Annotated in this window: 13 protein-coding genes; 7 read left to right on the top strand and 6 right to left on the bottom strand. The window is 67.8% G+C overall.

Going from position 1 to position 12,612, the window contains the following annotated elements:
* Positions 1-10: 10 nt before the first annotated feature.
* Together ACLBYA_RS05280 and ilvD are read right to left on the bottom strand one after the other, a co-directional pair.
* Entirely contained in the window at positions 11-268 is a 258-nt protein-coding gene (locus ACLBYA_RS05280; protein ID WP_447708310.1) for an IclR family transcriptional regulator domain-containing protein, read from the bottom strand.
* A gap of 27 nt (positions 269-295) precedes the next feature.
* On the bottom strand, positions 296-2,011 hold the full coding sequence (ilvD, locus tag ACLBYA_RS05285) for a dihydroxy-acid dehydratase (protein ID WP_447708311.1): 1,716 nt from the start codon (positions 2,009-2,011) through the stop codon (positions 296-298).
* Positions 2,012-2,086: 75 nt separating this feature from the next.
* Between ilvD and ACLBYA_RS05290 the strand changes: the two genes are divergently transcribed.
* Entirely contained in the window at positions 2,087-2,680 is a 594-nt protein-coding gene (locus ACLBYA_RS05290; RefSeq protein ID WP_447708312.1) for a DUF305 domain-containing protein, read from the top strand.
* A complete protein-coding gene (gene ricR / locus ACLBYA_RS05295; RefSeq protein ID WP_447708313.1) occupies positions 2,677-2,970 on the top strand; it encodes a copper-sensing transcriptional repressor RicR in 294 nt (97 codons plus the stop codon). Before ACLBYA_RS05290 ends, ricR begins: the two co-directional genes overlap by 4 nt.
* On the opposite strand, the gene ACLBYA_RS05300 is transcribed toward ricR, so the two are convergent.
* Positions 2,967-3,272: a thiamine-binding protein gene (locus tag ACLBYA_RS05300; protein ID WP_447708314.1), complete on the bottom strand. Its 306-nt coding sequence runs from the start codon at positions 3,270-3,272 to the stop codon at positions 2,967-2,969. The two genes, ricR and ACLBYA_RS05300, sit on opposite strands and share 4 nt — an antisense overlap.
* A 189-nt stretch (positions 3,273-3,461) precedes the next feature.
* Between ACLBYA_RS05300 and ACLBYA_RS05305 the strand changes: the two genes are divergently transcribed.
* Positions 3,462-4,442 carry a L,D-transpeptidase gene (locus ACLBYA_RS05305; RefSeq protein ID WP_447708315.1) on the top strand — a complete coding sequence of 327 codons (981 nt, stop codon included), beginning with the start codon at positions 3,462-3,464 and terminating at the stop codon, positions 4,440-4,442.
* A gap of 61 nt (positions 4,443-4,503) precedes the next feature.
* On the opposite strand, the gene ACLBYA_RS05310 is transcribed toward ACLBYA_RS05305, so the two are convergent.
* Positions 4,504-6,471 carry a M13 family metallopeptidase gene (locus ACLBYA_RS05310; protein ID WP_447708316.1) on the bottom strand — a complete coding sequence of 656 codons (1,968 nt, stop codon included), beginning with the start codon at positions 6,469-6,471 and terminating at the stop codon, positions 4,504-4,506.
* Positions 6,472-6,502: 31 nt separating this feature from the next.
* Here ACLBYA_RS05310 and ACLBYA_RS05315 point away from each other — a divergent pair, with 31 nt between their 5' ends.
* Both ACLBYA_RS05315 and ACLBYA_RS05320 read left to right on the top strand, forming a co-directional pair.
* Positions 6,503-7,060: a hypothetical protein gene (locus ACLBYA_RS05315; protein ID WP_447708317.1), complete on the top strand. Its 558-nt coding sequence runs from the start codon at positions 6,503-6,505 to the stop codon at positions 7,058-7,060.
* Complete coding sequence (locus ACLBYA_RS05320) at positions 7,057-7,743, top strand: hypothetical protein (protein ID WP_447708318.1); 687 nt, start codon at positions 7,057-7,059, stop codon at positions 7,741-7,743. The genes ACLBYA_RS05315 and ACLBYA_RS05320 overlap by 4 nt, the downstream gene beginning before the upstream one ends.
* 3 nt (positions 7,744-7,746) lie before the next feature.
* Here ACLBYA_RS05320 and ACLBYA_RS05325 read toward each other — a convergent pair whose 3' ends face one another.
* Together ACLBYA_RS05325 and ACLBYA_RS05330 are read right to left on the bottom strand one after the other, a co-directional pair.
* Positions 7,747-8,223 carry an XRE family transcriptional regulator gene (locus ACLBYA_RS05325; protein ID WP_447708650.1) on the bottom strand — a complete coding sequence of 159 codons (477 nt, stop codon included), beginning with the start codon at positions 8,221-8,223 and terminating at the stop codon, positions 7,747-7,749.
* A gap of 2 nt (positions 8,224-8,225) precedes the next feature.
* Positions 8,226-11,069 carry an MMPL family transporter gene (locus ACLBYA_RS05330; RefSeq protein ID WP_447708319.1) on the bottom strand — a complete coding sequence of 948 codons (2,844 nt, stop codon included), beginning with the start codon at positions 11,067-11,069 and terminating at the stop codon, positions 8,226-8,228.
* A gap of 272 nt (positions 11,070-11,341) precedes the next feature.
* Here ACLBYA_RS05330 and ACLBYA_RS05335 point away from each other — a divergent pair, with 272 nt between their 5' ends.
* Both ACLBYA_RS05335 and ACLBYA_RS05340 read left to right on the top strand, forming a co-directional pair.
* On the top strand, positions 11,342-11,872 hold the full coding sequence (locus ACLBYA_RS05335; protein WP_447708320.1) for a hemophore: 531 nt from the start codon (positions 11,342-11,344) through the stop codon (positions 11,870-11,872).
* Between the two features lie 29 nt (positions 11,873-11,901).
* Positions 11,902-12,612 carry a response regulator transcription factor gene (locus ACLBYA_RS05340; RefSeq protein ID WP_447708651.1) on the top strand — a complete coding sequence of 237 codons (711 nt, stop codon included), beginning with the start codon at positions 11,902-11,904 and terminating at the stop codon, positions 12,610-12,612.

The raw sequence follows: 12,612 nt of genomic DNA on the forward strand, positions 1-12,612 counted from the left end.
CGGACTCGGGTCAGCCATCCTCGGCGTTCTCCCGGATACCTCGATACCCCATCAGCGCGGAAATGGCCTCGGCGGCTTCGACAACGGCTTCACCCAACCGATGGTCGCCGGCCACGTCGATCCGGTCCGCCGAGCCGCCGACGCTGACCGTCGCCGCGACGACGCCGGTGTGATCGAAGATCGGCGCGGCGAAGCCCCGGATGGCGGGATAGCCCCCGGCGAGTGACCGTATACCGTCTCCGGTTGCGGCGTGTCGGTGTACCGACACGGCCGCTCGCGGGTAGGTCAGCGAGTGTTACATGCAGACGGCGCCGACGGCCGCGGATTGCACCAGCTTGGTGTACTTGGCCAGCACGCCGGTGGTGTAGCGCGGCGGTAGTGGCTCGAAACCGACCTTGCGCGAGTCCAATTCGGCCTCGTCGACCAGCAGGTCCAATGTTCCGTTGGCGACGTCGAGGCGGATCCGGTCACCGTCGCGGACAAACGCGATCGGTCCGCCGTCCACGGCCTCGGGGGCGATATGCCCGACGCACAGTCCGGTCGTCCCGCCGGAGAACCGGCCATCGGTCATCAGCAACACGTCCTTGCCCAACCCGGCACCCTTGATCGCACCGGTGATGGCCAGCATCTCGCGCATCCCCGGGCCGCCCTTGGGGCCCTCGTAGCGGATGACGACGACGTCGCCGTGGGTGATGGTGCCGTCCTCCAGTGCATCCAGCGCTGCCCGCTCCCGCTCGAAAACCCTTGCGGTGCCCTCGAACACGTCGGAATCGAAACCGGCGGACTTGACCACCGCGCCCTCGGGTGCCAGCGATCCGTGCAGGATGGTGATCCCGCCGGTCGGGTGGATCGGGTTGTTCATCGCGCGCAACACCTTGCCGTCGGGATCCGGCGGCTCAATATGCGCGAGGTTCTCGGCCATCGTCCTACCCGTCACGGTCAGGCAATCACCATGCAGCAGGCCGGCATCCAACAGCGCCTTCATGACGACGGGCACGCCACCGATCTCGTCGACATGCTTCATGACGTGCTTGCCGAAGGGTTTCACATCGGCCAGGTGCGGCACCTTGTTGCCGACTCGGGTGAAATCGGCCAACGTCAGCTCGACCTCGGCCTCGCGGGCGATGGCCAGCAGGTGCAGCACCGCATTGGTGGACCCGCCGAATGCCATGACCACCGCGATGGCGTTCTCGAACGCCTCCTTGGTCAACAGGTCGCGGGCGGTGATGCCGCGGCGTAGCAGGTCCACGACGGCCTCGCCGGAACGGGCCGCGTACTCGTCGCGGCGCCGGTCGATCGCGACCGGAGATGCGCTGCCGGGCAACGACAATCCCAGTGCCTCGGCCGCCGAGGCCATGGTGTTGGCGGTGTACATACCGCCGCAGGCGCCCTCACCGGGACAGATCGCGCGTTCGATGATGTCGACGTCCTCCGGCGACATCAGCCCGCGCGCACACGCCCCGACCGCCTCGAAGGCGTCGATGATGGTGACTTCCTTCTCGGTGCCGTCGGTCAACTTGGCCGTGCCCGGCATGATCGAGCCGTTGTACAGGAACACCGATGCCAGATCGAGTCGGGCTGCGGCCATCAGCATGCCGGGGATCGACTTGTCACAGCCGGCCAGCAGCACCGTGCCGTCGAGGCGTTCGGCCTGCACCACCGTCTCGACACTGTCGGCGATCACCTCACGCGAGACCAGCGAGAAGTGCATGCCTTCGTGGCCCATCGAGATGCCGTCGGACACCGAGATGGTTCCGAATTCCAGCGGATAACCGCCCCCGGCGTGCACACCCCCCTTGACCGCTTGGGCGAGGCGCTGCAGTGACATGTTGCACGGGGTGATCTCGTTCCACGACGAACCGACACCGATCTGCGGTTTGGCCCAGTCGTCGTCACCCATGCCGACGGCGCGCAACATCCCGCGCGCGGCGGTCTTCTCAAGACCATCGGTGACGTCGCGGCTGCGGGGTTTGATATCGACGCCGGGAAGAGATTCGGAGGCTGAGGGCATGAATGCAAGTATGGCGTCTGCGGCTCGGCAAAACCGAATATCGATACCCCTGTGGGGTACCGGTAATCTGGTTGTATGAATGGTGCCCGAGTGCTGACCGCGGTCCTGCTGACCGTGCTGTCGGCGGCCTGCGGTGCGCCGAACCCCGCGCCCGAGTCGACCGGAGCCGACTCCGCCACGTCCACATCCGCCGCGGTGACACCCGGCGTCAACGCCACCGACCGCGCCTTCGCCTACGGACTGCTGGCGCAGCGGCCGCAGGTGGAGAACATGGTGGCGCTGGCACACGCGAACTCCGAGAACCCTGCGGTGATCGGGGCGGCCGACGCGTTGGCCACCAGTGAGAAACAGCAGAGCGACACCGTCAATGCGTTGTTGGTGCAATGGACCGACGGTGAGGAGGGCGGCCAGGGTCCGCCACCCGAGGGTGGGCCGACACTCTTCGACCGTGGCGCCCTGGAACGGCTCGGCTCGCTGCGGGGCCCGGAGTTCGACAAACTGTGGTTGCAGGCCATGCTCAACCACCACCAGGCGGTCATGGTGATGGCCAGTTCCGAGATCAGGGACGGTGAGGACATCAACGCCAAGACGCTGGCGCAGGCGATCATCGAAACCCGTCGAGCCGAAACCGCACAGATGCAGCAGATCCTGGGAGGGCTACCCCGATGAGCGATTCGGAACACGGTTACTCGCCGCAGAAGGAGAACTACGCCAAGCGATTGCGGCGCATCGAGGGGCAGGTCCGCGGGATCGCCAAGATGATCGATGACGACAAGTACTGCATCGACATCCTCACCCAGATCAGTGCCGTCAACAGCGCGTTGCAGTCGGTGGCGCTCGGGCTGCTCGACGAGCACCTCGGCCACTGCGTCACCCAGGCGGTCGCCGAGGGCGGCGATCAGGCGGACGCCAAGCTGGCCGAGGCGTCGGCCGCCATCGCACGGTTGGTCCGGTCTTAGCTGTCCCCGAGGGCCGCCTCCAGCCGGCTGAGCTTGCCGTCCATCTCGCCGTCGTGGCCCGGCCGGATATCGGCCTTCAACACCAGCGACACCCGAGACCCGAACGGCAGCACCGCTTCGGTCGCCCGTTTGACGACGTCGAACACCTCATCCCAGGAACCCTCCAGCTCGGTGAACATGCTCGAGGTCCGGTTCGGCAGACCCGACTCGCGCACCACCTTGACGGCGGCCGCGACAGCTCCGCTCACCGAGCCGTCCTGGCGGCCGTCACCGGATGGGCTGACACTGAAGGCAACGATCATGGAGCCATTCCAGCACGACCCCGACTGAGACTTCCCTCAGCTGTAACGGTCGACGCCACACCTGCGATGAACGGTGCAGGTCAGTGGCGTGGGTCGGGCGGCGATGAGGGGTCCGTCCGGCCTCGCCGGGGTTAGCCGGTCCGCATCCTATGTCAGACTGGACTGCAGATATGCCAGTGGAGGTGACATATGTCGCAGCGGACGAGACGGAAACTCGCCAGCGCGATCTTGGCGACCGGTTTGATGGTCGCAGCAGGTTTCGGTAGCCCGTCGGCCCTTGCGGAGCCGGCTCCGCCGCCACCCCCGGCCCCGGCCTTCCCCAATCCGTTCGCCCCGCCGGCTCCACCCGCGGAGCCCACCGCGGCCGATCCGTTCGCCCCGGTCGGTGGACCCGGCGCACAGCCGTTGCCGATCCCCGAGGGCACCCCACCCGGGCAGAACCCCAACCCGTTCCGCGGGCTGCCCCCGTTCGTACCGCCGTCATTCAACCCGGTCAACGGATCCATCGCGGGCGCGGCCAAGCCGATCTATATCAACTTCCAGCGGCCCATCGCCAACCGGCAGATGGCCCAGGACGCCGTCCACATCTCGTCCAACCCGCCGGTGCCCGGCCAGTTCTACTGGGTCACCGACACCCAGCTGCGCTGGCGCCCGCAGGACTTCTGGCCGACCGGCGCGGTGGTCACCATCGACGCGGCGGGCACCAAGTCGAGCTTCACCGTGCCCGAGCAGCTGACCGCCACCGTCGACGATGCCACCAAGACGATGACCGTCACCCGCAACGGCGAGGTCGAGAAGGAATTCCCGGTATCGCTGGGCAAGCCCGGCCACGACACCAAGAACGGCACCTACTACGTGCTGGAGAAGTTCGCCGACATGGTGATGGACTCCTCCACCTACGGTGTCCCGGTCGATTCCGCCGACGGGTACAAGACCCCGGTGAAGAACGCGGTGCGCATCGACAACAGCGGCATCTTCGTGCACGGGGCTCCGTGGTCGGAAGGCGCGCAGGGTAATTCCAACGTCAGCCACGGCTGCATCAACCTCAGTGCCGAAGACGCGAAGTGGTTCTTCGACAACTTCGGCAGCGGTGACGCGGTTGTCATCAAGAACACCGACGGCGGTGTCTACGACCAGCCCGACGGAGCGTCGGACTGGCAGATGTTCTAGGCGCACAACAAAAATCCCCCGCAGCCGGTTCGGCCGCGGGGGATTCTTATGCGAGTGTCAGCTACCAGATCCGCACCCGCTGTTCGGGTTCCAGATACAGCGCATCATCGGTGCCGACCTCGAAGGCCTCGTAGAACGCATCGATATTGCGGATGACGCCGTTGCAGCGGAATTCCGGCGGTGAATGCGGATCGGTGGCCAGTCGCCGGATCGCCTCGGCGTCACGAGATTTGGTCCGCCACACCTGCGCCCAGCCGAACAGCACCCGCTGCACGCCGGTCAGCCCATCGATCACCGGTGCCTCGGCACCGTCGAGCGACAGTTCGTAGGCCAACAGCGCGATGGACAATCCGCCCAGGTCGCCGATGTTCTCACCGACGGTGAAGGCGCCGTTGACATGATGTGAGGTATCCAGCGCCCGCGGTGTGAACGTCTCGTACTGGTCGATCAATGCCGTTGTGCGGTGCCCGAATTCGGTGCGGTCGGCATCGGTCCACCAATCCACCAGGTTGCCGTCACCGTCGTACTTGGCACCCTGATCGTCGAATCCGTGTCCGATCTCGTGCCCGATCACCGCGCCGATGCCGCCGTAGTTGGCGGCGTCGTCGGCTCCGGCATCGAAGAACGGCGGCTGCAGGATCGCGGCCGGGAAGACGATCTCGTTCATCCCCGGGTTGTAGTAGGCGTTGACCGTCTGCGGTGTCATGAACCACTCGTCGCGGTCCACCGGGCCGCCGAGCTTGGCCAGGTCGCGGTCGTACTCCGCGGCATAACCGCGCCGGTAGTTGCCGTACAGATCGCCCGCGTCGACCACAAGTGCCGAATAGTCGCGCCAACGGGCCGGGTAGCCGATCTTCGGGGTGAACTTGTCCAGCTTCTCCAGCGCGCGGGTCCGGGTCTCCGGGGTCATCCACGGCAGGCTGGTGATGCTGACGCGATAGGCCTCGCGCAGATTGGCCACCAATTCGTCCATCCGGGACTTGGCCTCCGGCGGGAAATGCCGCTGCACGTACAGCTTGCCGACGGCATCACCCATCAGCGACTCCACCAGACCCACACCGCGCTTCCACCGGTCCCGGATGGCCTGGGTGCCCGACAGGGTGCGGCCGTAGAAGTCGAAGTTCTCGGCCACCAGATCGTCGGTCAGCAGCGAGGCGCGGGCACTGATCAGCCGCCAGCTCAGCCACTGCTTCCACAGGTCCAGATCGTGTGACGCCCACAGCGCGGCGAACGCGGTCAGATAGTCGGGCTGGCGGACCACCACCTCGGCCGGTGCGGCGCCGAGCGCGCCCACCCAGCCGGACCAGTCGAATCCCGGGGCCTCGGTGGGCAGTTCGGCGAAGGTGCGCAGGTTGTAGGTCAGGTCGGCATCGCGGCGTTTGACGACATCCCAGTGCGCGGCGGCGAGTTCGGTCTCGAGCGCCACGATGCGCGCGGCGGTGGCGTCATGGTCACCGCCCCCGTAGACGAGGGTGAACATGGCCGCGATGTGCTTGGGGTAGGCGGCCAGGATCTCGGCGTGCGCCGGGTCGCGGTAGTAGGACTCGTCGGGCAGCCCGAGCCCGGACTGCGACATGTGCAGCAGGTAGCGGGTGGAGTCCTTGGAGTCGGTGTCGACGTAGACGCCGGCCCCGCCGCCGACCCCGGTGCGCTGCAGGGCGCCCACCACGGCGGCCAGCGCGTCACGATCGGCCGCGGCGGCGACGGTGTCCAGTTCGGCCAGCAGGGGAGCGACCCCGACGCGGGCGACGGCGGCCTCGTCCATGAAGCTGGCGTACAGGTCGCCGATACGCTGGGCGTCCGGTCCGTCGGCCGCGGTGGCGCCGGTGATGATGTCGCGGACCTGCTCTTCGGCGCGGTCGGCCAGCGTGCGGAAGGCGCCGTCGGTGGCCCGGTCGGCGGGTATCTCGTAATCGTCCAGCCAGCGGCCGTTGACGTGGCCGAACAGGTCGTCCTGCGGGCGCACATCCGTGTCGACGAAGCTCAGATCGATACCGGAGTTCGGTTTGACTGCAGTCACCCCATTCATGGTGCCAGAGCGCACCGGTAGCCTCACGGCCATGCCCGACGAGCAAACCAGGATGCTGTCCCGGTACGGCATCGCCGCGATGGTGCTGGGCGCCCTCGCCCTCGCCGCGACAGTGCTGGGAGCGATGGTCTGGACGACGCACCGCGGTGAGGTGGCCGAGCGGACTCATCAGACCGAGGTCCTGCAAACCGCCGCGGACTGGACCGGCCTGCTGATCAACATGACCAAGGACAACGCCGCGCAGAATCTGCAGCAGCTGCGCGACGGCACCGTCGGGCAGCTCAACGTCGAATTCGACAACACCATGGCACCGTTCACCGAACTGGTCGGCAAGCTGCAGTCCCAGACGGTGGGTCAGGTGGAGTCGGTGTCGATCGAGCGGATGCACCGGGTGCCCGACGGTACCGATCCCGGGCCGCCACCGGAGCTGGCGACGGTCGCGCAGCGTACCGACACGGTGCTCGTCGTCGCCACCTCGATCAGTCAGAACGCCGGTGCCGAGCCCACCGCGGTGCGCTGGAATCTGCGCCTGGGTGTGTCGGAAGTCGATGGTGCACTGCTGGTTTCGCGACTGGAGTCGATCCGATGAACCGGCTCAGAGTGCTCGGCGTCGACGTGCTGGCGCCGGCATTGGCGATCCTCGCGCTGCTGTTCATCGGGTCCGCACTGAGTTGGCCGCGGTGGTGGGTGGCGGTCTGCACCGCGCTGTGTCTGCTGGTCGTGCAGGGCGTGGTCGTCAACGCGGTGCTGTTCCGTCGGGACGGGGTGACCGTCGGCACCGACGACGACGGGCCGGTGCTGCGGTTGGCCGTGGTGGCCACGGCGACGGTGCTGGCCGCGGCGACGGTGTTCGTGGGATACACCCGCTGGACGGTGCCCGACCGGGCACTGGGCGCCGATAGTGCCGAGGTGGTCGGAATCGCCAGCAGTGTCGCCGAGGCCTCGGCGACATTCAGCCCGAGCAGCCCCAATGCTGCGATCGACCGGGCCACCGGGCTGATGTCACCGCAGCGAGCCGAGTCCTACCGCGCCGAATTCCAAGCGGTGGCAAAGGATTTGACGAGCCGCAACATCTCCGGCCAGGCGCAGACGGTGTCGGCGGGGGTCGAGGCCATCGGACCGTCGGTGGCCAGCGTCGCCGTCGTCATGCGCGGAACCCAGAACGCGCCGGGCAAACCGGCCGATGTGGCGGTGCTGGCGCTGCGTGTCACGCTGGCCAAGGAGTCCGGAAAGTGGCTGGTGACCGACGTGACGCCGATCAACGCGCGCTGAACGTCAGCTGGAACCCGCGGAACGTTGGGCGCGGATCCGGGCGAACCGGTCCGACAGCCGACGCATCCGGATCATCATCGTCGCCGGCGGTGAGTCGGCGGCCTCCAACCAGCGGCTGAACTGATCGCCGGCCACCCCGATCCGGGACGCGAACTCCGGCATGCCCAGCCCCGATCGGTCCAGTAGCTCGCCGATATGGCGGGCCACCTCGGCACGCTCGTTGGCCTCCAGATGTCCGCGTGCCTTGTCGAGCACCTCGGCGAGCGCCTTGGACACCCCGTACGGGCGGGCGGTGTCCAGTACTTCCTCGACCTGGCGGGCGGTGCGGCCGAACGGGTCCCGCTTGATGGCCGCGGCGATCCGCTGCCAGACCGCCAGATCGTCATTGTCCAGCGCGGCCCGGATCGCCGATGTCGGCCAGAACTCGACCGGACGATCGTCGGCGCCGCGGCTGGATCCCGACGCCGGCTGTGCCGTCACGGTCACCTCGCCTCCTCCAACATCGCCACCGCCACCGACAGACAGCGCTGTCGGACCGCATCCCAGTCGGCCTCGGTCGGTGCGGGTTCATCCGGGTCGTCCGACGGTTGCGGGTCGGCCAGCCGGCGAACCAGTTGGGTCGCGACCTGCGTCCGTGGGCGTTGTCCACAGTAGTACCGGTCGATACCGGTGAGGACACGAGCCGCGGTATCGGTTTCCATCGAGTCGACCAACCGGGCGAACTCGGTGTAGTCGCGGGTGCTGTTGCGACACATCAACAGATAGCTCTTCAACCGCAGGGTCTCCGCGCCGGTCGGGATGAGCAGTCGGTCACCGGTGGGCAACTGGACGTTGGTGGCCTCCATCGGACCGCGCCGCTGCACGGGCAGCTCCTCGGAATCCGACGCGGTCGCCAATGCGTCCAGCGCGACATTGATGCGGCCGCGCCACATGGTGACCGGATGCACCGGCCGGGCGACCGACCCGGTGATCGTCATGCGGCTGGCCAGCCGGCGATCGGATCCGGGGCCGACCCCGCTGAAGGCCAGCGGATCGGCGACGACGACGGTCTGCGGGGCCAGCCGCTTGAGCTTGGCGGCGGATTTGACCACCATGCGCAGATCGGCGCCAGGGGCGGCCAGCGCCGTTTCCGGCACCAGCACCAGGTCGCCGATGTCGACCTTGGGCAGCGGCTTCTCGAAGTCCACCGACGGCAGGATGCGGTCCAGCCAGCGCGGCAACCACCAGTTCCATTCGTCGAACATCGCCATCAACGCCGGCACCAGCACCAGCCGCACGATGGTGGCGTCCACCGCGATGGCCGTCGCGCAGGCTACGCCGATCTGGGCGACCAGCGGCATCCCGGCGAAGGCGAACCCGATGAACACCGCGATCATGATCAGCGCGGCGCTGGTGATGGTGCGTGCGCTGGTGGAGATGCCGTAGGCGACGGCGTCGCGGGTGTTGTTGGTGATCAGGAAGCGTTCCCGGATCCGGGTCAGCAGGAAGATCTCGTAGTCCATCGACAGGCCGAAGGTCATCGCCAGCACCAACGGCGGCACCGTGCTGTCCAACGAATCCAGCGGGGCGAAGCCCAGGTCCTCCAGCCAGCCCCACTCGAAGACGACCACCAGGCTGCCGTAGGCCGCGGCCACCGACAGCACCGTCATCATTACGCCCTTGAGTGCCAGGAACACCGAACGGATGGCGATCAGCAGCATCACGAAAGCGATGACGGCGACGAACACGAAGACCCACGGCTGGGCGGCCGAGACCTCGTCGTCGAAGTCCTTGATCAGCGCCGTCGGGCCGCCGACGTCGATCTGGGCGTTGCCGATGTCCAACTGCGGAAGTTCGGCGCGCATCCAGTCGACGGCCTGCCGGGCGCGGAAATCCTCGGGGTCCACCGTCAGCACGGCCGACAGCAGCGCGCTGTCGTTGTCCTTGCCCAGCACCGCCGGTGTCACGGTGGCGACGTCGGGACCTTGCGCCATGCGCTCGCCGACGGCGGTCAGTGCGGCCTGGGCCGTCGGGCCGTCGGCCTGCCCGTCGGGGAAGGTGACCAGCACGCGCACCGGGCCCAGCGCACCGGGGCCCAGCGCCTCCGCGGCGGCGTTCACCCCGCCGCGGATCTCATGGCTGGGGTCGAACTGCCGCAGCATGCTGTTGCCCAGCGTCATCGCGAACGCGGGGGCGGCCATCACGAGCAGCACCACGGCCGCGACGGACGCCGAGAGCCAGGGCCGGCGCATGACCGCCCCGATCCAACGGGTCCAGAACTTCGACTGCGTGGTGTCCGGGCGGCGCGACCACTGCAGCAGCCGGGACCGTTTGGCGGTCGACCGGCCGAAGGTGGCCAGCACGGCCGGGACCAGTGTCGTCGAGGTCAGCACCGCGACCGCGACCGCCAGGATGGCGCCGGTGGCCATCGACTGCAGGATCGGGGTGTTGATGAGGTAGATACCGGTCACCGAGGCGATGACGGTCAGCCCGGAGAGCACCACGGCCAGGCCGGAGGTGGCCATCGCCGCGTCGATGGCCTGCGCCGAATCGCGGCCGGCCCGCAGCTCCTCGCGGTAACGCATCAGGATGAACAGCGAGTAGTCGACGGCCACCGCGATGCCGAACATCGACACCGTCGACGTGGCGAACACCGACATGGCCATCACATGGGACAGCAGGAAGACCACACCCATGGTCACCACCACGGTGCAGATACCCAGCAGCAGGGGCATCGCCGCCGCGGCCAGCGAGCCGAACACCGCCAGCAGGATGATCAGGACGACCGGCACATTCCATTTCTCGGCCTGCACGATGTCGTGTTTGGTGGCCTGCTGGGCCGCGGCGCCCAACGCGCCCTGCCCGATGACGTAGAGGCGGACCTTCCCGTTCTCGGACTGCCCGGCGTTCTCGCCCTCGATCCCGACCTTCTCGCGCAGCTGTTTGGCGATATCGACCGCACCGCTGTTGTCGAAGCCGAGTTGCAGCTGAACCACATAGGGACGGTCCGGCGCCGGCGGTGGCTGCCGCGGGTTGGGGATCTCGGTGACCGAGGGCACCTCACCGGCAATGCGCTGCAATTGCGCGACGGCGGCGTTCATGTCCTCGAAGGACGCGTCGGCGCGCGGGACGGCGACCAGGGCCAGCGGGGACGCCCCCTGATCGGGGTACTGTTCCTCGAGCTGATGCTGGAGGTCCAGGGACTGGGACCCCGCGACTTCGAACCCGCCGCCGGTGAGCTTGTCGGAATGGTTGAGCGCGAGGTAGATCGCGGGCACGAGGAGCAGCACCCAGACCACGAACACGGCCCAGCGATATCTGCGCAGGCTGCTGCTCAAGCGCATCATGAACTGCTGGATGGCGAGCCTCCGCCTTTCTCCCCGACTGGTAGCGAGAGCGTACCGCAGCAGGCTGAGACACGATCGGTGCTCGAACCGCGCTGTGACCAGCTTGGAATGTTCACCCCGGCCGGTCACCTGCCTGTTTGCTGTGTGGATTGGTCCCGGTGCGGATCGGATGGCATGATGGCGGCTGGTCGTTTCTGGGTCGGGGATACGAGCCTTGCTGATCGCGCTGTTCGCGAGCCGCTCAGCGGTGTGCCACCCGAAGGAGATATCTCGTGACGTTCCTCATCAGCCGTACCGCACCGATCCGCCGCGGCCTGACCGCGGTATTCGCTGGCTGCCTGATCGGCGGAGCCGCGGGGGCGGTGGCTCTGGCGCCGTCGGCGGTCGCCGAGACCGACCCGTGCGAGGCCAGCGAGATCGCCAAGACCATCGGGTCGGTGGCCACCTCGATGGGTGACTACCTCGACACCCACCCGGACACCAACCAGGCCCTCACCGCCATCGCCGCGCAGCCCGCGGGCCCGCAGTCGTTGGCCGCCGCGAAGACCTATTTCGACGCCAAGCCCGGGGCCGCCCGCGATATCCAGAAGTTGCAGGCGCCGTTGGTCAAGCTGACCACCCAGTGCAATCTGCCGATCTCGCTGCCGCAGGTGCTCGGACTGATGCAGGCTGTGCAGACGCCGGCCGCCGGGCTGCCCACCGCGGGACTGCCCGCCGGTGCCGCCGCGGCCGCCGAATCGGTGGCCTCGGTCGCCCAGGGCGCGGGCCCGCTGCCCGGACCTGTCCTACGCGCGATCCCATAGCGCGCCATAATCCATAGGTGCGCACCACAATGGAACACTCCTCGTCGGACAACACCGGCCGGACGGTTCTGATGGTCGACGACGATCCGGACGTGCGGACCTCGGTCGCCCGCGGACTTCGACATTCGGGTTTTGACGTCCGGGTGGCCTCCAACGGGCGCGAGGCGCTGCGGCTGTTGGCCAACGAGGCGCATGACGCGCTGGTACTCGACGTGCAGATGCCCGAACTCGACGGTGTCGCCGTGGTGACCGCGTTGCGGGCGCTGGGCAACGAGATCCCGATCTGTGTGCTGTCGGCGCGCGATACCGTCAACGACCGCATCGCCGGCCTGGAGGCCGGGGCCGACGACTATCTGACCAAGCCGTTCGACCTCGGTGAACTGGTCGCCCGACTGCATGCGCTGTTGCGCCGGGCCAGTCACGCCGAACGGGAATCCGACGTGATGATCGTGGGTCCGCTGACCATCGACACCGCCCGCCGACTGGTGTACGTCGACGGGGAGCGGGCCGATCTGACCAAACGGGAATTCGACCTGTTGGCGGTGTTGGCCGAGAACGCCGGGGTGGTGCTGTCCCGGCAGCGGCTGCTGGAACTGGTCTGGGGTTACGACTTCGACGTCGACACCAACGTCGCCGACGTGTTCATCTCCTATCTGCGGCGCAAGCTGGAGCGCGAGGACCGGCCCCGGGTGATCCACACGGTCCGCGGAATCGGTTACGTGCTCCGGGAGGAGGCGTAG

The sequence above is a fragment of the Mycobacterium sp. C31M genome (genome assembly GCF_053345865.1).